The organism is Cupriavidus sp. GW822-FHT06G04, from assembly GCF_058799075.1.
Window position 1 is genome coordinate 125,894 of record NZ_JBXALD010000009.1, and the last position, 22,080, is coordinate 147,973.

Below are 22,080 nucleotides of genomic sequence, written 5' to 3' on the forward strand. Positions count from 1 at the left end.
ATTCATGCACTCACTCGTCAAGTGGTTTCGCTATCGCTGCAGCACGCCCGACCGCTACATCTCCACGCTTTGCGCCCTGGCATGCGTCGGCGTGGCGTACTGCATCGTCGTCATCGTGGCCGCGCTCTATGTGCACCGGGACCGCATCTTCTGAGCGGCCCCGGCGCAGGCATCGCGCAAACATCAACCATTGGTCAAGCCTATGCAAGACATAGCAAACCGGTCTTGGACGCTATAGCAGAAAAGGCGGATCATCGCGGTCAAAGGTTTCCCCCACCCACCGGAGTCTTCGATGAAGTCCGCCTTGCTCGCCCTGTGTGGCGCAGCCTCCCTGCTTGCCTCGCTGTCCGCCGTTGCCGGCCCTGACTTTGCCGTCATCGAGCGCGCGCGCGACAATGCCCATCAACGCCAGCACGCCAAATCCGTCGAGTGCGGCGCCACAAACGGCGCCCCCGCGGGCGGTGCGGCCAACGACGCGGCCAAGGCGGCCAGCGCCCCGCGCGCCGCGCTGGCGCCGATTCATACCAGCTGAAGTACTCGCAACCGCGGACATGCGACGGCTTTGCGCCTTGCGGCCGGACCGCAACGCATGCCTGACCGATCCTGCTTTGGCTTTGGCTTTGGCTTTGGCTTTGGCTCTGGCTTTGGCCCCGACTTCGTTCCGCCTGCGGTGCCGCTAAGTCGGACGCCTCCGATCCGGCGGCGCCAGAATCGCCGACATCAGAAATCCTAAGGGCAGAGACGAAAACATTCACTTCGTCCAAGGTCCTCAATCAGGGAAGATGCCGGATCCGAATCGAAGCCAGGGGTCAGTGCGCAATGTCCGCAAGCGGCGCATCCGGCGGCAGCTTGCGCCGCCTTTGCATTCGAAGACCGTTGGCCGGCCTGGGTCTGGCCGTCGCCCTGGCACTGCCGCCCTGCGCGCATGCCTGGACCGCCGGCAATGGCGGCGGCGCTGCAGCGGCGGTTGCCACACCTGACACGCAGTCAGGCCCGTATCGCGGCATCGTCGGGCCGGTCGGCACGCCCGATCCAGCACCGGCGGAGCCCGCGCAATGGGATCGCGCGCTGCCATTCTTCGCGCAGCGCGTGATCGACAAGGGCTACAGCCTGCCCAATCCGTACGATATCGGCTATTCCTATTTCAACGGCAATCAGCGATATCAGCTCGATCACCTGCAGATTTCGGCGGGCGCCAATCCGCTGCGCGCGGCGGATTTCGTGCAGTTCCAACAGTCGCGCATCCACAACGTGTCGAATCAGGTGCAGGTTGGCGCGTGGCTGTTTCCATTCATGAACGTTTATGGCATCTTCGGCAACGTCCAGGGCAGCGGCTCCATCGATATCAACTTCTCGTCGCTGACCGATCTCGAACGATTCTTCGGCATCAATATCGGCTGCGGCGGTCGCCGGCCCGGCCCGAATTGCAGCAAGCCGATCAAGCTGCCGACGCAGCACGCCAACTATAGCGGCCACACCTATGGCGGCGGCTTCACGCTGGTGGGCACCTACAAGCAATTGTTCTTCTCGCTGCCGGTGACATACACCGTCTCGGACATTTCCATGTCCGAGACGCCGGTCAAGTCGATCAACATCGGTCCGCGCGTGGGATGGAATTTCCGGCTGGGTCACGGCCTGGGATTGCTCACGCCCTACATCGGCGCCACCTATTTTCGTACGCGCGCTACCATCACCGGGCACTTCGATGTCCCCGTGCCCGATTCAGGCGGCCAGACCGCGCGCCTGAACTACCAGATCGGCGAAAGCGTGGCCGGCAACTGGAGCGGATCGTTCGGGGCCAGCTGGGCCATCAACCGCAGCCTGGGGCTGTTGCTGGAGATCGGCTACGGCTATAACCGCAGCAATATCATCGCCACCGGATTCTTCCGATTCTGACGACATGCGCACCACCATCGTCGCCTGGCTCTCGCTGTCGGTCTGTGCGGCGTCCGCAGCGGAGCAGACCGCGCAATCGCCGCAGACCGCAGCAGCCGAACACACGAGCTGGATCGACAGAGTCCTGAACAAGCTTGGCGCGTCCAAGGAAGTGGATCTGAGCCACGGCATCGATTGGGGCGTGCTGCCGGGCCCGTTCTATAACCCCGAGATGGGCCTCGGCGTCGGCGCTGCCGCCATCGGTCTCTACAAACCCGGCAACGCGGAAAAGGACACGCAGCTGTCGACGGTGACCATCCACGGATTTCTGACCACCACGGGTGCCGTGGGCATCGGCGTCGACAACAACACGTTCTTTGCCGACGACAGCTACCGTTTTGTCTTCTCTGGCGGGCTGGTGAACATGCCGACGTCCTACTGGGGCATTGGCTACGACAAGGCCATCGACAACGCCAACAAGGAAGGCTACACGCGGCGCGGCGTGGTAGTGCAGCCACGCGTGATGGTGCGCGTACGGCCCAATGTCTACATCGGCGGCGGCTACGATTTCGAGTACGACAATGCGGCGCAACTGGACCGCGGCAGCAGCAGCGCGCTGGCCACCGATCCGCATGGCACGCGGGTTCTCAGCAGCGGCCTGACGGCGCATTTTTCCTACGACACGCGCGACTTCCTGCCCAATCCCTACAAGGGGCAGGCGCTGCTGCTCAATGGCACCGTTTACCGGCGCGCAATCGGCAGCGACACCGATTTCGAATCGCTCGACATTACCTACGACACGTATTTCCGCATGCGCGAACGCGACGTACTGGCGTTCGACATCTATGGCAAATTCAATTGGGGCGATGTGCCGTGGAGCATGATGTCCAAGCTGGGCGACGGGCGACACATGCGCGGCTATTTCATGGGACAGTATCGCGACAAGGCGATGCTGACCGCGCAGGTGGAATACCGCTGGCATATCGCGGGTCGCCAGGGCATGGTGTTCTGGTTGGGAACGGGCGCGATCGCCGGCAATCCGGGCGCCTTGACGTCGGCGCATTGGCTGCCGAACGCGGGCGTGGGATATCGCTTCGAATTCAAGCCGCGCGTTAATGTGCGGTTCGACGTCGGCGTTGGCAGCAACACCAAAGGCGTCTACTTTCAGATCAACGAGGCGTTCTGACTCTACGGCGATAAAAAAGGCGTCGCGGGCCTGTCACCCGCGACGCCCTGCGCTACAGCGCGGCGATTACTTGCCCAGCTTGACGCTGGTAAGGTCGGCGGTCAGGTAGCCCACCGAAGCGCCGAGACCGTTCTTGTAGTTGGCAAACACCAGCGGCTCCACCACGGCCTTGACCTGCGCCTTGATACCGTCGCCGGGGTGCTGGAAATTGCTCATGATGTATGTCCAGCCATTGATCTCGTCCACGGCGTGCAGGCCCGTCGACTCCCCGCCAGCCGGCACCGACATCAGTCGCGACAGCTTCTTCGTGTCGACGTTGTACGCCCACAGGAAGTTGTTGGTGTGACGGCTGCTGTCTTCGCCGATGAACAGCGTGCGCAGCTTTTCCGAGAACTTGAGGTTGTCCGGATTGCCGATGATTTCCGGATCGGACGTGTTGCCCAGCGCGTCGGCGGCGATGTCCTTGCCAAGGAGCAGCCCCTGGGTGTGCACCGGCATCCATTCGCTGTTGATCGCCGCGCCGCTGGTGTCCTTCTGACCGCCGGCCAGCTTGTGCTGCAGCACGCCGCCCGAGTTGATGGCCGCCGGCACGCCGATATTGCTCTGCGCATACCAGCCGCGCGCGGTGTTGTTCGTCACCATCGAATCGACGATATTCTGCAGCGCGGAGTAGGCGATCTTGTCCTTGATGTTGACCGTGGTGCCTTCCATCTTGGTGAAGCCCATGCTGCCGCCCATCAACGCGGCGTAGCGGTGGGTCTCCAGGAACGCCGCAACCAGTTCCTTGCCGGCCTTGACGCGGATCCACTGCGCGACGCCGCTAAGCATGATCTTGGTGTAGGTCGCGTCGGCCGGATCGGTGGTCGACACGTCCATGATGTCGGCAATCGTGTGCGACTTGGCCCAGGCTTCCACCTGCGCGCTGCTGGCGTGACCCAGGCGGATCCAGGTCAGGTCGGCGCCGGGCGCGGCCGGATCGACCGAGAAACCCGAACCGACCTTGGCCACGTACAGCGTACCGGCCGACAGGTCCTTTTCCTTGTCGGCCACGAACACGAACAGGCCGCTGTTGGTGGCGTCGTCGCCCATCAGCACGGTACGGTTGTCCGGCATCACCTGCACCAGTTCGTGCGAGATGCGGCCCAGGCAGTAATGCTTCTTGATCGAGCCGGTGCCGTCGGGGTTCACCGTCACTTCGGGCAAGTGGCCATACAGATAGGGATTGAACGGGATCGACGAGGTGCCGTACAGATTCCGCGCGTATTCGATGCACTGGGCGTTGGTGGCCGCCGTGAACGCATCGGGCTCGTACTCTTCGCTCGACAGGTGGGTGTTCCACGGCGACAGGCTCGCGCCGCAGGTGATCCACAGACCGTTGGCGCCCGACGTATCGACGTTGTGGTACTTCACCAGCGAGAGCTTGCCGGTGGCGGGGTCCTGGTCCAGCGTCAGGATCGCGATGGGCGACGGCAGGCGGCCGTACATGTCCTTGACCTTGGCCTGGTCCCACGTGGTGTATTCGAACTGCACCACGGCGAAAACCGTGTTGCCCTTCACGCCCGCCACCTTTGCGCCGTCGATCTTCAACAGCGAGGTGCCATCCGGCGAATCGGAGAAGAACTGGCGATTGCCGCTCACCGACGGGTCGATGATCGGGTTGTTGTTGATGTCGAAATAGCCGCCGGCCAGGATCTGGCCGCCCTTGCCGTCCGGCACCAGGTCGCCGGTCATGAAGAACGGCTGGTAGGCCAGCTTGTAGGTCTGGCTGCTGCCGTCGCTGAGCGTCACCTTGAGGCTCGAACCGACAGTCGTGGTGGCCATGGCGGCCGGATTGCTCAGCGAGGGCGCCGGCATTCCCGTGAATTCGGCCGATGCAAAGGTCGGCGTCGCGCCAGGCGTGGTGACCGGCGTGGATCCGTTGCCGGCCGGCGCGTCATCGCCACCGCCACAAGCTGCCAGCAGTGAAGTCGAGGCCAGACCGAGTGGCAGCATCGGTGCGCCAGCCAGGAATTTCAGTGCCTTGCGGCGCGAAGCGTCAGGTTTTTCGTACATTTCGATTTCTTCCCGTCATCTAGTTGTCATGGAACGGATCAAGCGAAAGACCCTATCCGTTCGCGGTGTGAGGACGACCGCACAGCGATCAGGCCAGGGCGAATCGTATGAACCGTTTGTGACAACAAGTTGAAGACAAGCGACATCGTGTGTACTTGATCCCCATTTGCAAGACGTCCGCCGCGCGCACCCACCAAAAAAAACGCCGCAGCCGGGATCCGGCCGCAGCGTATCAATTCGCCGGCGCGCGCGACACCCACAATGTCGCCCGTTGCACCCCATTTCTGGTTCGGCCGGCTTGTCCTTTCATGGCCGAGGAAGACCCGCCACGGAACGCATCCTAAAGCGCTTCAATGACGTTTTTGTGACCGCATGTGCGAACAATGAGACGGGCGATCGACCGCCTCGATGTGTGAAGACTAGCCATTTTGCCGAAACTCAATGACGCAAGTGCGCGCGCCCAGCCCTGGGCGCGAATGTGGCAAAAACCCTACGGCTCGCCCCGTGCGATCCCAAATTATCCTCATCAAACCGGCCAATTCACGTTTTTCGGGAATATGTCATCTTTAGCCTATTGAAGGGTTCAATCGGCCCGGCTAAGGTTCTGCGCATAATAATTTCCCGGCGATATATGCGTCCCAACCATATATCGCTCGCCCCGATCGGAAACACGATGAGCCATTTCCTCGATGTCATTCTCGCGGGCGCCGCGCGCCCCGCGCCGCCTCCCTTGCCGAACCCATCGGGTTCCGCGCCCAATTCCGCCCTGTTTTGTAGCAACCCGTAGCAATCGTCGCGGCATCCGGGGCAAAACATCTCTGAAAGCCCGGATCAGCGACCCTTCTTTGGGTAATTCCAACCACGGTGTGACGGGGTCAACCGGCGGCGGCCAGCGCTGCCGGGCGCGCCAGGCCAGGTGGAAAGATTACCCAGGATCCACGACTGGAGAACATTCAATGAGCAGTGTGATGAATGACGGCGTTAACCCGTCTTATGGGCAAGCGCCGTTCTTTTCCAAGGAAGCGACCTACGCCAAGCCGGGTTTTTCCCGCTGGATGGTGCCCCCCGCCGCCCTGGCCGTTCACCTTTGCATCGGCCAGGCCTATGCGTTCTCGGTATTTAACGCTCCGCTGTCCAAGGTGATCGGCATTACCGAATCCGCGCCCGACGACTGGAAATTGACCACCCTGGGCTGGATCTTTTCTTTGGCAATTTTCTTTCTTGGCATTTCCGCGGCATTCGCGGGCAAATGGCTCGAGCGCGTCGGCCCGCGCAAGACCATGTTTACGGCGGCCTGCTGCTTCGGCAGCGGTTTCCTGATTTCCGCGCTGGGCGTCTACACGCACCAGATCGCGCTGCTCTACCTGGGCTACGGCGTGCTGGGCGGAATTGGGCTCGGCCTCGGCTACGTGTCGCCAGTATCCACGCTGATCCGCTGGTTCCCGGACCGTCGCGGCATGGCAACCGGCATGGCCATCATGGGCTTTGGCGGCGGGGCGATGATTGCCGCCCCACTGTCGGTAGCGCTGATGAACCATTTCAAGAGCGCCACGTCGGTAGGGGTAACCCAGACCTTCCTGGTGATGGGCGTCGGCTATTTCATCTCGATGACGATCGGCTCGCTGGCGATCCGCGTGCCGCCGCCCGGCTGGAAGCCGGAGGGCTGGACCCCGCCGGTGGTCGAGAACAAGATGATCACCCGTAACCACGTGCATATCGACGAAGCGCTGAAGACGCCCCAGTTCTATCTGCTGTGGCTGGTGCTGTTCCTCAACGTGACGGCCGGCATCGGCGTGCTCGGCCAGGCATCGCTGATGATCCAGGAGAGCTTCAAGGGTAGTGTTTCCGCCGCGGCCGCCGCCGGATTCGTGGGGCTGCTGTCGCTGTTCAATATGGGCGGCCGCTTCTTCTGGGCATCGTCTTCGGACTGGATCGGCCGCAAGAACACCTACTTCGTGTTCTTCGCGCTGGGCGCCGTGCTGTACTGGCTGGTGCCGCAACTGGGCGCATCCGGCAACATTGCGCTGTTCGTGCTGGCCTACTGCATCATCATGTCGATGTACGGCGGCGGCTTTGCCACCATTCCCGCGTATCTGGCCGACATGTTCGGCACCGCCTTCGTCGGCGGTATCCACGGCCGCCTGCTGACGGCGTGGGCGGCGGCCGGCATCGCCGGTCCGGTGCTGGTGAACTACATCCGCGAATACCAGGTGGCGCATGGCGTGACCGGCGCGGCGGCCTACACCATGACGCTGCACATCATGGCGGCGCTGCTGGTTGTCGGCTTCCTCTGCAACCTGCTGGTGTCGCGCGTCAACGAAAAGCATCACATGACCGACGCCGATGTGGCCAGGCTCGGCGCCAGCACGGGCGCTGCCCACTGACGGCACGGAGATCTACATATGGAAAAACAGAACCTGAACGCGCATCCGACCAACAAGGGCCTGCTGGCCATCTTCTGGCTCTATGTATTGGTGCCGCTGGTGTGGGGTGTGTCCAATACGATCACGCAGGCGCTCAAGCTGTTCCAGTAAGCGTTTTTGTCTCTCGCCGATCCCGATCGGATACACGAATGGCCGCAAGCGATTGCGGCTATTTTTATTTTTCATCGCGCAGGCGCATCAGCCCTCCTCGCGCCGATTGCGCATCTGCAGCATGGCTGCCATCGCCGCCGTCGCCCCAACCACCAGCGCCGTGGTCAGCATCGGATGTCGCGATGACGTCGTGTATGGACAAGACCGCAACGCGCGACGCCGGCCGGCCGGCTCGCCGCGTTCCATCATGCTGTTGCCGGCCACATGCAGCGCGTTGTCCTCACGCGGTCCGGCGGGTGTCCGGGTCTGCTGCGCGCGGCCCATGAAGCGGCGCATCAGTCGATCGAACGCATGGGGCGCATGATAGGCCGCGGCCGAGAACGCCTTTGCAGACGCTCCGACGAACAAGTCGCGCCGTGGATTTTCGGCGGCGAAAAGGATGGCATCCGCCGCCAGTGACGGGTCGTACAGCGGCGGTGGCAGTTTGGGCATCACATGCAGGAAGTTCTTGGCGTGCGTCACCATCGGCGTATCCAGTCCCGCCGGCTTGATCAGCGTGACGGATATCGGCGCCTGTTCCTGCTCCAGTTCCAGCCGCAGCGAGTCCGTAAAGCCCTTGATCGCATGCTGCGACGCCGCATAGGCGCCCTGCAACGGAAGCGGTCCATCGCATGCCTCGCTGCCCATATTGATAATTGCCCCGCCGTTCTGCCGCAGATGCACGGCCGCCGCCAGCGATCCGTGCACCACGCCCCAATAGTTGGTGTCGAACAGGCGCCGCTGGTCTTCCAGCGGCACGTCCTCGTACCGTCCAAATATCGTCACGCCGGCGTTGTTGATCCACGTGTCGAAACCGCCAAAGCGCTCCAGCGCCGCCTGGGCCACACGGGCGACATCCTCGTGCCGGCCCACGTCCGCAGCGACGCTAATGACTTCCGTGCCATGCTCGCGCAACTCTTCGGCCAGCTTGCCCAGTGCATCTTCGCCGCGCGCCACCAGCACGAGCTTGGCGCCCAATGACGCTGCCCTGCGCGCCGTTATCAGCCCCACGCCGCTCGTGGCGCCGGTCAGCACGATCACCTGCGAGCCGATCTTCTTCAGGGTCTTCATGTTGCCTCTCATGGTTGAGGTAAGCGGATCAGACAGCGGGAACGTCAGTCCCTAACCGGCTAATGCAACGCAAATCCTGTTCCCACGGCCCAACTGCCGATTCTTCATGCGCGCTGGCCTGTGTGCGGCGCAGCAAGCAGGGACAGGTTTTACAAAGCGGGTAAAGACGGGTAAAGACGCGACGCGCGCGCATGTAGGACGCGGACTGCTTTCGCAGGCGGCGTGCGCTGCATAAGCTGAAACCAACCAATTTATGCGTCCCCGCCAGATACGCACCGATCCCCATGGCCAAGACCACCGCATCCGACGCCGCCCCGCCTACGCTGGAAAAATACCAGCGCAAACGCAATTTCTCGGCCACGCCGGAGCCCAGCGGCAGCAGCCGCTCGGCCGCGCGCGGCAAGCGGTCAGCCGCCCCATCGGCGCATGCGTTCGTCATCCAGAAGCACGCCGCGCGCCGCCTGCATTACGACTTCCGCCTGGAACTCGATGGCACGCTCAAAAGCTGGGCCGTGCCCAAGGGACCGAGCTTCGACCCATCCGTCAAGCGCATGGCCGTGCATGTCGAAGATCATCCGCTCGACTACGCCGATTTCGAAGGCGTAATTCCGGCCGGCCACTATGGCGCCGGCACCGTTATCGTCTGGGATCGTGGCGTGTGGGTGCCCGACGAAGATCCCGAGGCCGGCTATCGCGACGGCAAGCTGAAATTCGAACTGCGCGGCGAGAAACTGCAAGGCCACTGGACCCTGGTTCGCATGGGAGGCAAGAAACAGCGCGACGACAACGCCTGGCTGCTGATCAAGGAACGCGACGAGTACGCGCGGCCCGCGTCCGAATTCGATGTGGTCGACGCAATGCCGGACAGCGTGCTGACTGGTACGGCAAAAGCGAAAACCGCGGCTGGCAAGAAGGCCGCCGGAAAAAAAACTGCCAGCAAGGGCGCTGCCGCAAAATCGGGAAAAACGAAAACGAAAACGGGTACGGCACTGTCGGACTTGCCTGCGGGCGCAAAAAAGGCCGCGCTGCCGTTGGCGCTGTCACCGCAACTTGCCACGCTGGTCGACGCGCCGCCCGCCAATCCCGCGCAATGGCAATACGAGATAAAGTTCGACGGCTACCGCATCCTGGCCCGCATCGACGGGGACGATGTACGGCTGTTCACGCGCCAGGGCAACGACTGGACTGCCAAAATGCGCGGCCTCGCCGCCGAGATTGCCAGCCTCGGATGGCCCGATGGTTGGCTCGATGGCGAAATCGTTGTGGTCGATGCGCATGGCATCACGGATTTCCAGGCGCTGCAGAACGCGTTCGAAACCTCGCACGTGGATGCGATCCAGTTCTACGCATTCGACCTGCCCTATTTCGCCGGCCACGATTTGCGCGCAGTGGCGCTGGCAGAGCGTCGCGCGCTGCTGCGCGGGCTGCTGGCCGACCATGATGCCAGCCGCGTGCGTTTCAGCGACAACTTTGAAGGCAACCCGGCAGACATGCTCGATGCCGCCTGCCGCATGAAGCTGGAAGGCATCATCGCCAAACGTATCGATGCGCCATATGTCAGCACGCGTGCGAATACGTGGATCAAGCTCAAGTGCCAAAATCGCCAGGAGTTTGTCATCGGCGGCTTCACTGACCCCAAAGGCAGCCGAAGTGGCCTGGGATCGTTGCTGCTGGGCCTGCACGATGCACAAGGCAAACTACGCTACGTCGGCAATGTCGGTACAGGCTTCGACACCGACATGCTTGGCGCGCTGCGCAAACAGCTCGACGCGATTCGCGCCGACGAGGCCCCATTCGACCCGCTGCCGCGCGGCATCCGCGGCAACTGGGTCAAGCCGAAACTGGTGGCGGAAGTGTCATTCGGCGCGTGGACGCGCGAGGGTCGCGTGCGCCATTCGGTATTTCACGCCCTGCGCACCGACAAGCCGGCGGCGGCCATCACGCTGGAAGTCCCCTCGAAAGCGCCATCGCGCGGCAAGGGCGCGGCGGCCGCCGACCAAACATCGCACCGCTCATCGACCTCCGCAACGTCAGGGAAAACCGTCGTGAAGACATCCGCAACGCGCAGCAAGCCCCCCAGAATGGCGGTGGGCAAGATCGTCGTGAGTCACGCGGACCGCGTTATCGACACATCCACCGGCCTGACCAAGGGCGATCTCGTTGGCTACTACGCGCGCGCGGCGGCGCTGATGCTGCCATATCTGAAAGGACGGCCGCTGGCACTGGTGCGCGCGCCGTCAGGCATCGGCGGCGAGCAGTTCTTTCAGCGGCACGGCGATACGCTGCACGTCAATGGCGTCAACGCGCTGGACCCTGCTCTATGGCCGGGACATCCGTCGCTATTGGAGATCACGCGCGCGTCGGCCATCGTCGAAGCGGCACAATTGAACGTCGTGGAATTTCACACGTGGAATGCCAAGGCGCGCAACATCGACAAACCCGATCAAATCGTCTTTGATATCGACCCTGGCGAAGGCGTCGACTGGGCGACGATTCAGGAAGCGGCCGGCTTGCTCAAGACGTTGCTGGACGCACTGGGGCTGCAAAGTTTCCTGAAGACCAGCGGAGGCAAGGGGTTGCACGTCGTCGTGCCGTTGTCCGCGCGCGCGGGATGGGATGACGTGCGCGCGTTTGCGCAGGATGTGGTCGTGCATATGGCCAAGACCATTCCCGAACGCTTCGTGTCCAAGAGCGGGCCGCGCAATCGCGTGGGCAAGATCTTTATCGACTATCTGCGCAACGGCATCGGCGCGACCACGGCGGCGGCATTTTCGGTGCGGGCACGACCGGGGCTCGGCGTATCGATTCCCGTGCATTGGGATGAGCTGCCGGAGTTGCGCGCATCGGCGCAATGGACCATCGCCAACGTCGACGAACGACTCGATGAGCTATCGAGAAACGATCCCTGGGAGGGGCACGACAAGGTCCGGCAAACGCTGACCGCCGCGCGCAAACTGCTCGACGACGTTTGACGCGCGCCGAAGCACGCGTGCTGCCAAGAACTTCGCGGGGCTAGTGGGTGCGATCGATGCGCAGCCGCGCTTCGTCCATGGCCTCGATGGCGGCCAGTTCCCGCGTGGGAAAGCCGCGGCCGTAGCTGCCGAAGGTTGACCGATCGTCGATGGTGTAGAACCAATGCCAATTGCCAAACGTGCGCTCGCCTACATCGAATCGCACATGGCAACCCTTATACATGACACTCTCTATCATTGTGCTTCCTCATATTGCTTTGCGTGATCCGACTCTACGCCGATCTGCGCGTGCGTAGCGGTTTTATTTGCCGAATCCGGCGCGCGGGCGCCATCATCGCACCCGCAGGCAACGAATGCGCCGCGATATTGCGAGGGCAACGGACGACCCTCGCACAAGGAAATAAAAACTCGTGACTGCCAGGGCAACGAGCGTAGAGTGAGCAACCGGTTCAGGAAAAGCGTTCAGCGCCACCGCGTTGTCGCCTTCTCGCGCCCTTCGCATACTTGTCGTGCGGCACACTCGAGGAGACACGCTTGGCCATTTCTCTCGGTTTTAGTCTGTTGCTGTTCGTCATTTCGCTTTGGGTCGAATGGCAGCAGAAAAAACGCGAAACGGTAAGCGCCGGGCTGGCCTGGCTCAGCACGTTGAGCTACTCAAGCTCGCTATTGGTCATGGTGTGCGCGATCGCTATCCGGATGCTCGCCAATGCTGGCGAGTGACCTGCCGACGCTGGAACAAAGCGCCATCGGTCCGAAATCGGCTGGCAATATGCGCTGCCGCGGCTAGCCGCGCGCTTCTTCATCCGGGATATTGAATTGCTGCCGCAACGTCTCGAGCACGGGCCGCAGCGCATCCAGACAGGCATTGCCGTTCTCGCCTTCCATTTTCGATACGCGCCAGTTGCAACCTTGCGCATCGGGTGCGGTCCAGCAGATATCCCCGAAGCACGTACCCTTGCACACATCGAGCTTGTCCTGCTCCGCCCGGATCATCGCGCGCAGTTCAGCCTTATGCTTGGTCTGCCTGTCCATTGCTCGTCTCCTCGTATTTTTCGCCAACACAGCCGGTTCGCTGCAAAGGGTTCTATAAACCGACGACGACCTTCTTATCCACCATCCGGTCGATAATTTCGCGCGCGGTCGTCACTGCGGCATCCATGGCCACGGCAACGCAATCGAATGCGTTGCCTTGAACCTTGAAAACGCCCACCGGCTCGCGGGTCGGGTCGTTGCCCTCCTGGCAGATCAGCACCGACGAACTATAGGTGCGCGCCGGCCGGCGCGCGTGCTCGTACCATTTTTTTGCGGGATCGAACCGATACACCAAAGGGTAGATGTCGAACCCCTTGTAGCTGGTACGCCTGGCTTTATCCACTGAGTTCTCCCCTCGATGCGGGCATATGTACTCTACGCGCATTAAGGTCGTGTGCAGTGGATTATTTGGAAGGTATGAACGATTTTCAGAGCGAAACCACGTCCGTCGTAGCGGAATCACGCAACACAGCGCTTTCAAGCGCGTACCGGCGCCGACCCGTCAGCATTTGACTCGAATAATGCCGACCGCGCCGTAGCCGCCGGCAACGTCACCCGGTTAGATACCTTCGAGTAGCAAATCCACCGCAATGCGGCCGCGCTGGATGCATGCCCGTTCGGCAGCCTCATGCGACAGATACGGAGAGGTATGCGCCTTTGGACCCCAGACATGCGCGCCGCCATCGCTCTCGGCCTCGCGCACACTGACTTCATAGCCCCAGGCGACAATTTGCGAAAGCAGGCCCTCGGTTACCGCAACACGGTAGACGTGCATCTGCAGGACGAGCCCGCGATACGAATGCGATGTGTGCGTTCCAGAATTTTCCACGCCCTGAATTGGTTGTCGCCCGCAAAGAGGCGAGCGCTCGGGCGCCGCGGGCACGCTCTCGTGATAAAGGGCCCTAATGCGTAAAAACTCGCGGTGCGTGAGCCCATCATGCGCGCCGGCTCTCGCGTGCGATGTCAGCCGATGTCCTACCCGCCGTGCTTTTCCAATAAAACAAAATAAAAGCGCGGACGGGGTGGAAACAGGCGTAGAGTGGTCAGAAATCCAGTGGGAGCAAACGATGGACAGCCATCCAGCATCTAGCAGCAACGGTTTCGATATCTATCCGCTGGTCTATAAATACGACCCGCCGCGCGAATGGCATGAACGTCGTCCGGACCGATCCTATTGCGCCTCTGTCGTCATTTGCCGCGAAGGCGAACAGCCGACCGACATGAGCGGACGCGTGTTTCACGTGCCCAATGCGCAGTGGTCCGATCTGGGCCAGGCCAAGCGCGCCGCCGTGCAGCGCGGCGAGGACATCGTGGCGGGGCTGGTGCCCGGCGAATCCTTGGGCGGCCTCTGAAATCAGTATTGCCGACGTACCGGATCGGCAAAACACCGCTCGTCGCGGCGTGGCGTGCATGACTGCACATGTCGCACCGGATGTCGACGACAGAGACATCGCCATGGATGGAGGCCGCCGCAGCGATGATGCCGCGAATTCCGTCCCGCACGATCCGGCGCCCGTGTGCGCCGTTCAATAAAAAACCCCGCCGAAGCGGGGCTTTTCAGACTACGGTGCCGCAAGACTCAGATCGGTTCGATCTTCGTCGCTGCCGGACCCTTCTGGCCAACGCCTGCGACATAGCGCACCTTTTGGCCTTCTTGAAGCGTCTTGAAACCGTTGCCTTGAATTTCGGAGAAATGTGCAAACAGATCGTCGCCGCCTGCGTCAGGCGAGATGAAGCCAAAACCCTTAGATTCGTTAAACCACTTTACTGTGCCGGTTTCCATGTCAGGACTCCTTAAAGATTCTCGCCGAGCCAAAATGCAGGCGAGGCATGACGATCAAGAAAGAAACATGGAGAGAAAGTGAAGCCGCCGGGGCGAGCATCTAACGCTTCTAGGTTACGCTTGAAGATCCTGCACCGACCCTTATACAGGTATGCCCTATCGCCGTCAATGACGAAACGTCTGCGATGGAGTGCGGCATGGGATACGGCGTCGCGTAGTACATGCTGCACCAGGCGCGCTGTTTCGACGCGTGTCGGTATGGCGATGCATGCTACAGTGGCCTTCCTTCACCACACGAGGCCCGCATGGCACGCTGCGAAAACTGCCTCGCCGTGATTCCCGACACCGCCGGCACCCCTGGTCATCCCGCGCTGCGCATCATCGATACGCAGCGTCGCAAGATTCCCCGCGCAGCCACCGTCACCGTCAGCACATTCCGCTGCACCGACTGCGGCACGGTATGGCGCTATCGCGACGCCAAGGACGACGGCCCGCAAGGCTGGGCCATCGTCCCGGGCAACGCCGCACCGGAGATCCTGTGAAAGCCGCCTCGGCAACCGCGCATTGCATCAGGGCGTTGCTGTGCGTCGCGCTGGCCGCGCTCATGCAGCCGGCCTCGGCAACGCGCTGCAGGAACGGCGCGGAAACGCTCTATACGCAGGATGCATCGTGCCCGGCGGGCTATTCGGCAGTGTCGAATTCAGCCAACGGTAGCGTCTCGACGCTGGGCAAGAGCGACGATATCCGGCAGCGTGAACAGGACTATCTCTCCAGCAGCGCCACCGCGCGCGCCGAGCGGAAAATGCGCGACGAGTCTTCGCCATCCGCACAATCGGCCACGCCGGCCAACGGCATGCGGACCGCGTTGTGCGAAGCCTTGGCCGATCAGTACCGCGCCATCGACGTCACGATGGGACAGCCGAATGGTCCGCACACGATGAACACGCTGGACAAGTTGCAGCGCGACGTGCGCAACGAGCAGATGCGCAACGGATGCTGAGTGGATGAGTGCCGCCGCGCGCGTCGCCTTATGCGTGCAATGCCACTTCAGCAGAAAACCCGCGGAGGTGGTACTATTGGCCCCGCGTCAAAATCACTCGACGCCAATCACGCGGCCCGCACGACATCAACACTAGAAGAGCACAAGCGGCCGACCGGGCGTACACCCGCATCTTTTCAGGGCAGCCATTGCCCGTAACCATTTCCGACCCGCGGCACGTCCGCTCCGCAAAGACTGCGCATGTACCAGCGCGTCCGCTTGCGCAAGCACGGTCAATCTCAAGCCAGCTTCCTCGACTGCGCCGTTGCGCGGCCCCTCGACGCTGACATTTTCGCAATGGCGACCGGTCGCCAGGCCAGCACATATGCGCGCAAATGCGACGCACGGCACAGGGCCTCCCGGATGGATCGCCACCAGCAAGGCAACAATTTGAACTACAGCACGACACCTTTCACCGTATCCGTCTACCCGATTCAGCAGGAACCGGGTCTCTGGTTTGCGAACTACATGATCTCCGAATACAGCGACGGCGCCGAACGCATTGTCGCCAACGTTTCGATGCGACATGCCACGTTCGGTACGGAAGCAAAGGCCAGACAGGCCGCCCGCCATGCGGGCGAGAGCGCGATCGCACGCATGCGTCCGCGGCCGTTTTCGTATCAGCAATCCGCAACCCCCGCCGCGTCGCATCGCGGCATTCTCTGAATCAGACAGGAGCGCCCTTGGCTAAAGAAGAATTGGTGGAATTTGGCGGCAAAGTTTCGGAAGTCCTTCCCGATAATCGCTTCCGCGTCATCCTGGAAAACGGCTTCGAAGTGTGGGCCTATTCGTCCGGACGACTCAAGAAAAATCGCATCCGTGTTCTCGCCGGAGACCGCGTCACGCTCGAAATGTCGCCCTACGATCTGACTAAGGGCCGCATCAACTACCGTCATAAGTCCTGAACGGTCTTACGGGAGAATCGCATATGCCAAATAGCGAGGAATGGGAAGAAATCCATCTGACCCCGAAAGGCTGGATCGCCGGCAGCTATCGCCGCACGCCATGGCCGGCCGTGGAAGCCGCGGCACCTGACACGCGCGTGCTGACTGTTCGGCGGCATGTGACAGCGGTGTACGGCGGGCCTTCGCGCGCCGTGGAAGACCGCACGCCGCAGACGCAGGACCTGGCGCTGATCGAGGCGCTGCTTTCGCAATTCGGCAGCCCCGAATTCAACGTCTGACAGACAGGCGGCGGCCAGAGACGCGCGGCAGTAAGCACGCCGCGACCGCTTCGCCCGCCGCATCGGCCGGAGGTCTCGCGCCGGAACTGGCCGCCGGCAAAAACATGCCATAAGACCAGCGCAAGCGCCCCCATGCCGCACACAAGCGGTGGCATGCGGTGGACGCTTTCGGACCGCCGACGGCCGCCCGTAGCGGCCTGGCAAGAATTGCATTCCTTACCTGCGCAACGATGTCGCGGCTACCACGCCACGGCAACGCACGCTCACCCATTCCGGGTCGGGCCTCACCCGTCACACCCTTCTGCGATCCCTGCCAGGCCTTTGCCGGGCGGCGTAGGCGTTCGTCTGTCAGCGAAGCCGCCGCCTGCGGCACGGTTCTTGCCACTGTGGTCCCAAACCACATGGCCGTCAGGCACTTCAAGCAAGATAAATCCGATGAGACAAGACCGAGATCCCTGGTTTTCGAGCGAGTTCTGGCAGCGTGCCGTGATTGGCATTCTTACGCTGGCAGTGGCGTATTTGCTGGTGTTGCCGGCGACGGGCCACGCCGCGGAAACCACGTTCGCCCGAACCATCGGCGTACTTCGCTGAAGCAAAGCCCCTCTTCATGCTTTACGCAAAAAATACAAAGGATATGGCAGGAATGCCGGAAAAAAATACAATGCGAGCCGTCTCAACATCACCTTGGCCTGCCGGGAGGCAGACCCGGGTGATGCAGCATGCCCAGCGTGTTCCCCGCCTTGCGATCACTATCGCGGCCCACCAAGCCGCCTGCCAGCTATGAACACCTCCCCTGCCAATCAAGCCCCGCGCCAGCCGCTGATTCTTAACGTCGAAGATCGCGACGGTCCGCGCTATGTAAAAAGTCGCATCCTCAACCGTGCGGACTTTTCGGTGCTGGAGGCCTCGAACGGCCAGGCCGCGCTGGCGCTGGTGCGTCAGCACGCACCCGACCTCGTGCTGCTGTCGGGCCAGATGCCCGATATCGATGGACTGGACCTCTGCCGCCTCATCAAGGACGACCCGCAGACCGCCCGCACGATGGTACTGCTGGTATCGGGCGGAACGGACGCGCGCCGGCGCGCACAAGCGCTCGATGGCGGCGCCGACAGCTTCCTGATGGAACCCGTCGAACCCGAGGAACTGATTTCCAACATCAAGGCCCTGCTGCGCATGCGCGGCGCCGAGGATGCCTACCGGCGCACCTCGCAGGCACTGCACGAGAACGAAGACCTGTTCCGGCAATTGGCCGAGGCGCTGGCCGATGTGGTGTGGATCTTCGATCCCGCGTCGCAGCACTTCCTGTTCGTCAGCCCTTCGTTCGAGACGCTTTGGGGCCGCCCATTGGAGCCGCTGAAGGAAGACCCGATGCAATGGCTGAAATCGGTGCTGCTCGAAGATCAGACGCGCATGGAGGCCGAGTGGCAGAGCATGCTGCGCGATGGCAGGTTGGACACTGAGTTCCAGCTGGAACGACCGAATGGCGAGATCCGCGAAGTGCACATGCGCGCATTCCCGGTACGCGCGGCGGACGGCAGTTGCCTGCGCGTGGCCGGGATTTGCCAGGACGTGACTCGCCACAAGCGCGCGGAACGCACGCTGCACAATGAGGAGCGCCGCAAAGACGAGTTTCTCGCGATGCTGGCGCACGAGTTGCGCAATCCGCTGGCGCCGATGCGTAGCGCGGTCGATCTGCTGCAGCAGTTTTCCCCTTCCCGCGAGGACATGTTCCGCGCCCGCGACATCATCAGCCGGCAGCTGCACCATCTGACAAGGCTGGTGGATGAACTACTGGACGTTTCGCGCTTCAACCAGGGCAAGATCACGCTGCGGCGCGATCTCGTGGAGTTGCGTGGCGCGTTGAACACCGCCGTGGAAACCGTTCGCCCGCTGCTCGAAGCGCGCGACCATACGCTGCGGCTGTCGTTGCCCGAACAGCCATTGCCGATTCGCGGCGACATGGTGCGGCTGACGCAGATATTCGCCAACCTGCTGCACAATGCCGCGAAATACACGCCCAAGGGTGGCCACATTGCGGTCGAAGCCACCGCTGCCGATGGCAAAGTGCTGGTGCGCGTACGCGACAATGGCAACGGTTTGTCGGCCGTGCTGCAGCGTCAGCTATTCGATCCCCTGGCCCCGGGGGTCGGTGATGCGCAGGCCGTTGCGGTGTCCGATCAAGATACCCCCACCGAAACTGCCGACGCGACCATCACCGATCCCGATAATTTTGCCGCGCGCGAAGGCGCCGGCATCGGCCTGACGCTCGTGCAGAAGCTGGTAACGCTACACGGTGGGCGCATCAGCGCGGAGAGTCCCGGGCGCGACCAGGGCAGCACCTTTATTGTCGAACTGCCCGTGGAACCGTGGCAAAACTGGCATCCGCCCACCAGCAAGACGCGCACGCAGTCTGGCGTCGCGCATACGATCATGCTCGTCGACGATAACGCCGACGCGCTGGAAGCGATGACGATGACGCTGGAAACGCTCGGCCACACGGTGATCACCGCGCCGGACGGACAAAGTGCGATCGACTGTGCGGCCAGCGTGCGCCCGGACGTGGTGCTGCTGGATCTTGGCATGCCCACCATGGATGGATTCGAAACGGCACGCCGTCTGCGCGAAATTCCTGAACTGCGCAATGCGCGCCTGGTGGCCCTGACGGGTTTCGGCCAGCCCGACGACCGCCGCCGCACACGCGCCGCCGGTTTCGACCTGCACCTGGTCAAGCCTGCGGATCTGAACGCGCTTACGCGCCTGCTGGACGAACTTGACGCCTGATGCGTCGACGCCCGAAAAAGGAAGCTCATGCATATCACGCCCGAACCCGACGTCGTACCGCCGAAGCCCGAAACGCCGCCGCCAGAGCCGCCCGATACGACGCCGGAGCCGATCAACGATCCGCCGCCCGGCGACCTGCCGCCTCCACCGCCGCAACGCGCTCGTCTGCATTAGACGTATCGACTCCGGTAACGCATCATGTCTCGCATCATCTGGAAAGGCGCCATCAGCTTCGGGCTGGTGAACATTCCCGTTGCGGTGAAATCCGCGTCGCGTTCGAATACGCTCGACCTTGACCTGCTCGACAAGCGCGATATGGCGCCGGTGGGTTACCAGCGGGTCAACAAGCACACCGGCAAGCCGATCGAACGCGATCAGATCGTCAAGGGATATGAGTACGAGAAAGACGAATATGTCGTGCTGAGCGACGAGGATTTTCGTCAGGCCAATGTCGAGGCCACACAGACTGTCGATATCGTCAGCTTTGTCGATGCCGCATCGATCCCGCCCTACTACTTCGATACGCCTTATTACCTCGAGCCGGACAAACGCGGCGAACGTGGCTACGCGTTGCTGCACGCGACGATGCGCAAGACGGGCCGCGCCGCGCTGGCGTTGGTGGTGCTGCGAAACCGCCAGCATCTGGCCGCGCTGCTGGTGGCTGGCAACGCGTTGGTGCTCAACACCATGCGCTTTGCCGACGAAGTGCTGCCCATCGAGGATCTGAGCCTGCCCGGCGGCAAGAAACATGCGGCCAGCGCGCGCGAAGTGGAGATGGCCACGCGGCTCGTCGAAGAGATGACAGAGGACTGGAAGCCGGAGCAGTACCACGACACCTATCGAGACGATCTGCTCGCCCGCATCCGCGCCAAGGTCAAGGCGGGCAAGACCCACGTGCTGACGCCAGCTGCCGAGGAGGAATCACCATCTGCCGGCAAGGGCGCAAAGGTGATCGACATGGTGGCGCTGCTCAAACGCAGCATCGGCAATCGCGGCAAGGGCGCAGCCAGCTCGGACGCCGAAACCGATTCGGATGCGGACGCCGATGCAAAGAAGCCTGCGCGCAAGGCGGCCAAGCGTGCTTCCTCGTCGGCCAAGGCGGGGAAGGCGGCCGCGGCGAAGGCGCCAGCCAAGCGTGCGACGCGCAAGACCGCCGCGAAGAAAGCATCCGGAAAATCACCGGCGAAAAAGCCAGCAAAGACCGCCACACGCACCGCCGCCCAGGCAAAGACTCCCGGCCGCCGGAAGGCAGCCTGAGGACACGCGCCTGCAATCATTCGCGAAGAGAAATAAAAAAGCCGCGACACGTGGGAGAGTCGCGGCTCAGCGCGGACCGACTATAGTCGCCGCGCATCAGAAAACCTCGTACTTAACGCGAAGACACCTTGAGGTTGTCCTTCACGTTATCGACGCCTTCCACCGAGCGCACTGTATCGAGTGCAAGCTGATGCTGCTCCTTGCTCGGCACCGTGCCGGTCAGGTTCACCACGCGATCCTTCGTCTTCACGTGGATGCCGGTGGACTTCAGGTCCTTCGTGGCCAACAGCTTCGTCTTCACCTTGGTCGTCAGCGATCCGTCGGTGACGGCCTGCTTTGCATTATCGACACTCGCGTCAGTTTTCGCGCCCGTGGATGCCGCTGGCAGCTTTTCCTTGTCCCCCTCGGTATGACCGGGCATGCCCGGCGCGTTATTTGCCGGCGGCTGCGTCGATGTGTTGTTCATCGTATCGGCCACTTTCATAAAGCCGCCGTTGTCCAGCGCGTGCGCGCCACCCGCAGCGGCCAGTGCAGCAACCATCAGAGCCAAACGGAAAGTCTTTACGGTCTTCATGCGCATATCTCCTTGTTAGCGTTTGAATCGCAATCAATCAAGTTCATTCATTCCTACACACGGCCTTACTTTGGCGCCTGCACATGCAGCACAAGCCAAACACCGTTGCATGGGATTCTGCAAATTGCGTTCCACCCCGAGCGACAAGGAAAATTTCACGAAAAACAAGGCGGCGAGACCGTCCGGGACCGCTTATCCCGCACTGAAAAACTTGGCCTGTGTAAAAAGCTGGCATGCGTTGTAAATCGCGGCACTACCCGAGTGGGGCATCGACTACCTGTATGTCTGTCAGATGTCATAACCCACACATCCGCACGTGGCACGGCGATTGCTGCAGTAAGGCGTGCGGCAGCCCCTGCCGCGACTTGGAGATAGCAATGGGACAGCAGCAAGGTAGCCAATCCGGTAACCAATCGCAATCCGGACAAAAGCAGCAGGATCAGCAGCAACCCGGCCAACGCAGTGGGCAGCAGCAAGGTAGCCAGGATCAGCAACGCCAAGGCGGCGGGCAGATGGGCAACCAGGACAAGGGCTCTGGCCAGCATCAGCAACAAGGCTCGGGCTCGGGTCAGCAAGGCTCGCAGCAGCAACAGGACAAACAGGACAAGAATCGCCAGCAGTAACGGCGCCAGTCGCCGAACGACGGTTTTTCCCGGGCCTGCAGTGACATCTCCACGGTTGTCACAACACGCTGATGTCTAG

General features: G+C 62.2%; 27 protein-coding genes. 19 read left to right on the forward strand and 8 right to left on the reverse strand.

Going from position 1 to position 22,080, the window contains the following annotated elements; translation table 11 throughout:
• Positions 1–4: 4 nt before the first annotated feature.
• The 4 genes from AC1RKI_RS20455 (at position 5) to AC1RKI_RS20470 (ending at position 3,061) form a co-directional block, all read left to right on the forward strand.
• On the forward strand, positions 5–154 hold the full coding sequence (locus AC1RKI_RS20455; protein WP_157779520.1) for a hypothetical protein: 150 nt from the start codon (positions 5–7) through the stop codon (positions 152–154).
• Positions 155–292: 138 nt separating this feature from the next.
• Positions 293–532, forward strand: coding sequence for a hypothetical protein (locus tag AC1RKI_RS20460; protein ID WP_227461323.1), 240 nt, complete (start codon positions 293–295; stop codon positions 530–532).
• 344 nt (positions 533–876) lie between these two features.
• On the forward strand, positions 877–1,896 hold the full coding sequence (locus AC1RKI_RS20465) for a hypothetical protein (protein WP_233474010.1): 1,020 nt from the start codon (positions 877–879) through the stop codon (positions 1,894–1,896).
• 4 nt (positions 1,897–1,900) lie between these two features.
• Positions 1,901–3,061, forward strand: coding sequence for a BamA/TamA family outer membrane protein (locus AC1RKI_RS20470; protein ID WP_492796899.1), 1,161 nt, complete (start codon positions 1,901–1,903; stop codon positions 3,059–3,061).
• Between the two features lie 66 nt (positions 3,062–3,127).
• Here AC1RKI_RS20470 and AC1RKI_RS20475 read toward each other — a convergent pair whose 3' ends face one another.
• Complete coding sequence (locus AC1RKI_RS20475) at positions 3,128–5,113, reverse strand: PhoX family protein (protein WP_227461326.1); 1,986 nt, start codon at positions 5,111–5,113, stop codon at positions 3,128–3,130.
• Positions 5,114–6,069: 956 nt separating this feature from the next.
• Between AC1RKI_RS20475 and AC1RKI_RS20480 the strand changes: the two genes are divergently transcribed.
• Together AC1RKI_RS20480 and AC1RKI_RS20485 are read left to right on the forward strand one after the other, a co-directional pair.
• Positions 6,070–7,497 carry an L-lactate MFS transporter gene (locus AC1RKI_RS20480; protein ID WP_490713776.1) on the forward strand — a complete coding sequence of 476 codons (1,428 nt, stop codon included), beginning with the start codon at positions 6,070–6,072 and terminating at the stop codon, positions 7,495–7,497.
• Positions 7,498–7,515: 18 nt separating this feature from the next.
• The gene (locus AC1RKI_RS20485; RefSeq protein ID WP_061957300.1) at positions 7,516–7,647 is read left to right on the forward strand and encodes an MFS transporter small subunit; all 132 of its coding nucleotides are present in this window, start codon (positions 7,516–7,518) and stop codon (positions 7,645–7,647) included.
• Positions 7,648–7,734: 87 nt separating this feature from the next.
• Here AC1RKI_RS20485 and AC1RKI_RS20490 read toward each other — a convergent pair whose 3' ends face one another.
• Positions 7,735–8,757, reverse strand: coding sequence for an SDR family oxidoreductase (locus AC1RKI_RS20490; protein ID WP_492796896.1), 1,023 nt, complete (start codon positions 8,755–8,757; stop codon positions 7,735–7,737).
• A gap of 284 nt (positions 8,758–9,041) precedes the next feature.
• On the opposite strand from AC1RKI_RS20490, the gene ligD reads away from it, so the two are divergent.
• Complete coding sequence (gene ligD, locus AC1RKI_RS20495) at positions 9,042–11,729, forward strand: DNA ligase D (RefSeq protein ID WP_492796894.1); 2,688 nt, start codon at positions 9,042–9,044, stop codon at positions 11,727–11,729.
• Positions 11,730–11,769: 40 nt separating this feature from the next.
• On the opposite strand, the gene AC1RKI_RS20500 is transcribed toward ligD, so the two are convergent.
• Positions 11,770–11,952 (reverse strand): hypothetical protein, encoded by a 183-nt coding sequence (locus tag AC1RKI_RS20500; RefSeq protein ID WP_223506063.1) that lies wholly within the window; start codon positions 11,950–11,952, stop codon positions 11,770–11,772.
• A gap of 311 nt (positions 11,953–12,263) precedes the next feature.
• Between AC1RKI_RS20500 and AC1RKI_RS20505 the strand changes: the two genes are divergently transcribed.
• A complete protein-coding gene (locus AC1RKI_RS20505) occupies positions 12,264–12,449 on the forward strand; it encodes a hypothetical protein (protein WP_227461330.1) in 186 nt (61 codons plus the stop codon).
• A gap of 63 nt (positions 12,450–12,512) precedes the next feature.
• Here AC1RKI_RS20505 and AC1RKI_RS20510 read toward each other — a convergent pair whose 3' ends face one another.
• The 3 genes from AC1RKI_RS20510 to AC1RKI_RS20520 all read right to left on the reverse strand — a co-directional run bounded on the left by AC1RKI_RS20510 (position 12,513) and on the right by AC1RKI_RS20520 (position 13,536).
• Positions 12,513–12,761 carry a hypothetical protein gene (locus AC1RKI_RS20510; RefSeq protein ID WP_061957295.1) on the reverse strand — a complete coding sequence of 83 codons (249 nt, stop codon included), beginning with the start codon at positions 12,759–12,761 and terminating at the stop codon, positions 12,513–12,515.
• Positions 12,762–12,813: 52 nt separating this feature from the next.
• Positions 12,814–13,104, reverse strand: coding sequence for a hypothetical protein (locus AC1RKI_RS20515; RefSeq protein ID WP_061957294.1), 291 nt, complete (start codon positions 13,102–13,104; stop codon positions 12,814–12,816).
• 216 nt (positions 13,105–13,320) lie between these two features.
• On the reverse strand, positions 13,321–13,536 hold the full coding sequence (locus AC1RKI_RS20520) for a hypothetical protein (RefSeq protein WP_061957293.1): 216 nt from the start codon (positions 13,534–13,536) through the stop codon (positions 13,321–13,323).
• Between the two features lie 292 nt (positions 13,537–13,828).
• Here AC1RKI_RS20520 and AC1RKI_RS20525 point away from each other — a divergent pair, with 292 nt between their 5' ends.
• Entirely contained in the window at positions 13,829–14,113 is a 285-nt protein-coding gene (locus AC1RKI_RS20525; protein ID WP_061957292.1) for a hypothetical protein, read from the forward strand.
• 227 nt (positions 14,114–14,340) lie between these two features.
• Here AC1RKI_RS20525 and AC1RKI_RS20530 read toward each other — a convergent pair whose 3' ends face one another.
• Positions 14,341–14,544 (reverse strand): cold-shock protein, encoded by a 204-nt coding sequence (locus AC1RKI_RS20530; protein WP_061957291.1) that lies wholly within the window; start codon positions 14,542–14,544, stop codon positions 14,341–14,343.
• A 305-nt stretch (positions 14,545–14,849) separates the two neighbouring features.
• Between AC1RKI_RS20530 and AC1RKI_RS20535 the strand changes: the two genes are divergently transcribed.
• The 9 genes from AC1RKI_RS20535 to ku all read left to right on the forward strand — a co-directional run bounded on the left by AC1RKI_RS20535 (position 14,850) and on the right by ku (position 20,804).
• Positions 14,850–15,086 carry a hypothetical protein gene (locus AC1RKI_RS20535; protein ID WP_061957290.1) on the forward strand — a complete coding sequence of 79 codons (237 nt, stop codon included), beginning with the start codon at positions 14,850–14,852 and terminating at the stop codon, positions 15,084–15,086.
• Positions 15,083–15,544 carry a hypothetical protein gene (locus AC1RKI_RS20540; protein WP_492796891.1) on the forward strand — a complete coding sequence of 154 codons (462 nt, stop codon included), beginning with the start codon at positions 15,083–15,085 and terminating at the stop codon, positions 15,542–15,544. The genes AC1RKI_RS20535 and AC1RKI_RS20540 overlap by 4 nt, the downstream gene beginning before the upstream one ends.
• A gap of 240 nt (positions 15,545–15,784) precedes the next feature.
• The gene (locus AC1RKI_RS20545; protein WP_407648892.1) at positions 15,785–16,249 is read left to right on the forward strand and encodes a hypothetical protein; all 465 of its coding nucleotides are present in this window, start codon (positions 15,785–15,787) and stop codon (positions 16,247–16,249) included.
• A 17-nt stretch (positions 16,250–16,266) separates the two neighbouring features.
• Positions 16,267–16,488, forward strand: a complete 222-nt coding sequence (infA, locus tag AC1RKI_RS20550) for a translation initiation factor IF-1 (protein WP_008646230.1) — start codon at positions 16,267–16,269, stop codon at positions 16,486–16,488.
• 23 nt (positions 16,489–16,511) lie between these two features.
• The gene (locus AC1RKI_RS20555; RefSeq protein ID WP_227461334.1) at positions 16,512–16,766 is read left to right on the forward strand and encodes a translation initiation factor 1; all 255 of its coding nucleotides are present in this window, start codon (positions 16,512–16,514) and stop codon (positions 16,764–16,766) included.
• A gap of 435 nt (positions 16,767–17,201) precedes the next feature.
• Positions 17,202–17,357 (forward strand): hypothetical protein, encoded by a 156-nt coding sequence (locus AC1RKI_RS20560; protein ID WP_157779518.1) that lies wholly within the window; start codon positions 17,202–17,204, stop codon positions 17,355–17,357.
• A 189-nt stretch (positions 17,358–17,546) separates the two neighbouring features.
• On the forward strand, positions 17,547–19,547 hold the full coding sequence (locus tag AC1RKI_RS20565) for a hybrid sensor histidine kinase/response regulator (RefSeq protein ID WP_492796887.1): 2,001 nt from the start codon (positions 17,547–17,549) through the stop codon (positions 19,545–19,547).
• Between the two features lie 27 nt (positions 19,548–19,574).
• Entirely contained in the window at positions 19,575–19,721 is a 147-nt protein-coding gene (locus AC1RKI_RS20570) for a hypothetical protein (protein ID WP_170292571.1), read from the forward strand.
• A gap of 24 nt (positions 19,722–19,745) precedes the next feature.
• The gene (gene ku / locus AC1RKI_RS20575) at positions 19,746–20,804 is read left to right on the forward strand and encodes a non-homologous end joining protein Ku (protein WP_492796884.1); all 1,059 of its coding nucleotides are present in this window, start codon (positions 19,746–19,748) and stop codon (positions 20,802–20,804) included.
• Positions 20,805–20,916: 112 nt separating this feature from the next.
• Here the strand turns inward: ku and AC1RKI_RS20580 are convergent, their stop codons facing one another.
• On the reverse strand, positions 20,917–21,378 hold the full coding sequence (locus tag AC1RKI_RS20580; protein WP_341248446.1) for a BON domain-containing protein: 462 nt from the start codon (positions 21,376–21,378) through the stop codon (positions 20,917–20,919).
• Between the two features lie 377 nt (positions 21,379–21,755).
• Here AC1RKI_RS20580 and AC1RKI_RS20585 point away from each other — a divergent pair, with 377 nt between their 5' ends.
• Positions 21,756–22,001, forward strand: coding sequence for a hypothetical protein (locus tag AC1RKI_RS20585; RefSeq protein WP_061957283.1), 246 nt, complete (start codon positions 21,756–21,758; stop codon positions 21,999–22,001).
• Positions 22,002–22,080 lie beyond the last annotated feature (79 nt).

Bases quoted from the DNA above. Each gene is read 5' to 3' on its own strand.
- AC1RKI_RS20455 (WP_157779520.1), top strand. From the start codon at position 5: ATGCACTCACTCGTCAAGTGGTTTCGCTATCGCTGCAGCACGCCCGAC.
- AC1RKI_RS20460 (WP_227461323.1), top strand. From the start codon at position 293: ATGAAGTCCGCCTTGCTCGCCCTGTGTGGCGCAGCCTCCCTGCTTGCC.
- AC1RKI_RS20470 (WP_492796899.1), top strand. From the start codon at position 1,901: ATGCGCACCACCATCGTCGCCTGGCTCTCGCTGTCGGTCTGTGCGGCG.
- AC1RKI_RS20475 (WP_227461326.1), bottom strand. From the start codon at position 5,113: ATGTACGAAAAACCTGACGCTTCGCGCCGCAAGGCACTGAAATTCCTG.
- AC1RKI_RS20480 (WP_490713776.1), top strand. From the start codon at position 6,070: ATGAGCAGTGTGATGAATGACGGCGTTAACCCGTCTTATGGGCAAGCG.
- AC1RKI_RS20485 (WP_061957300.1), top strand. From the start codon at position 7,516: ATGGAAAAACAGAACCTGAACGCGCATCCGACCAACAAGGGCCTGCTG.
- AC1RKI_RS20490 (WP_492796896.1), bottom strand. From the start codon at position 8,757: ATGAAGACCCTGAAGAAGATCGGCTCGCAGGTGATCGTGCTGACCGGC.
- ligD (WP_492796894.1), top strand. From the start codon at position 9,042: ATGGCCAAGACCACCGCATCCGACGCCGCCCCGCCTACGCTGGAAAAA.
- AC1RKI_RS20500 (WP_223506063.1), bottom strand. From the start codon at position 11,952: ATGTATAAGGGTTGCCATGTGCGATTCGATGTAGGCGAGCGCACGTTT.
- AC1RKI_RS20510 (WP_061957295.1), bottom strand. From the start codon at position 12,761: ATGGACAGGCAGACCAAGCATAAGGCTGAACTGCGCGCGATGATCCGG.
- AC1RKI_RS20520 (WP_061957293.1), bottom strand. From the start codon at position 13,536: ATGCACGTCTACCGTGTTGCGGTAACCGAGGGCCTGCTTTCGCAAATT.
- AC1RKI_RS20525 (WP_061957292.1), top strand. From the start codon at position 13,829: ATGGACAGCCATCCAGCATCTAGCAGCAACGGTTTCGATATCTATCCG.
- AC1RKI_RS20530 (WP_061957291.1), bottom strand. From the start codon at position 14,544: ATGGAAACCGGCACAGTAAAGTGGTTTAACGAATCTAAGGGTTTTGGC.
- AC1RKI_RS20535 (WP_061957290.1), top strand. From the start codon at position 14,850: ATGGCACGCTGCGAAAACTGCCTCGCCGTGATTCCCGACACCGCCGGC.
- AC1RKI_RS20545 (WP_407648892.1), top strand. From the start codon at position 15,785: ATGTACCAGCGCGTCCGCTTGCGCAAGCACGGTCAATCTCAAGCCAGC.
- AC1RKI_RS20555 (WP_227461334.1), top strand. From the start codon at position 16,512: ATGCCAAATAGCGAGGAATGGGAAGAAATCCATCTGACCCCGAAAGGC.
- AC1RKI_RS20560 (WP_157779518.1), top strand. From the start codon at position 17,202: ATGAGACAAGACCGAGATCCCTGGTTTTCGAGCGAGTTCTGGCAGCGT.
- AC1RKI_RS20565 (WP_492796887.1), top strand. From the start codon at position 17,547: ATGAACACCTCCCCTGCCAATCAAGCCCCGCGCCAGCCGCTGATTCTT.
- AC1RKI_RS20570 (WP_170292571.1), top strand. From the start codon at position 19,575: ATGCATATCACGCCCGAACCCGACGTCGTACCGCCGAAGCCCGAAACG.
- ku (WP_492796884.1), top strand. From the start codon at position 19,746: ATGTCTCGCATCATCTGGAAAGGCGCCATCAGCTTCGGGCTGGTGAAC.
- AC1RKI_RS20580 (WP_341248446.1), bottom strand. From the start codon at position 21,378: ATGAAGACCGTAAAGACTTTCCGTTTGGCTCTGATGGTTGCTGCACTG.
- AC1RKI_RS20585 (WP_061957283.1), top strand. From the start codon at position 21,756: ATGGGACAGCAGCAAGGTAGCCAATCCGGTAACCAATCGCAATCCGGA.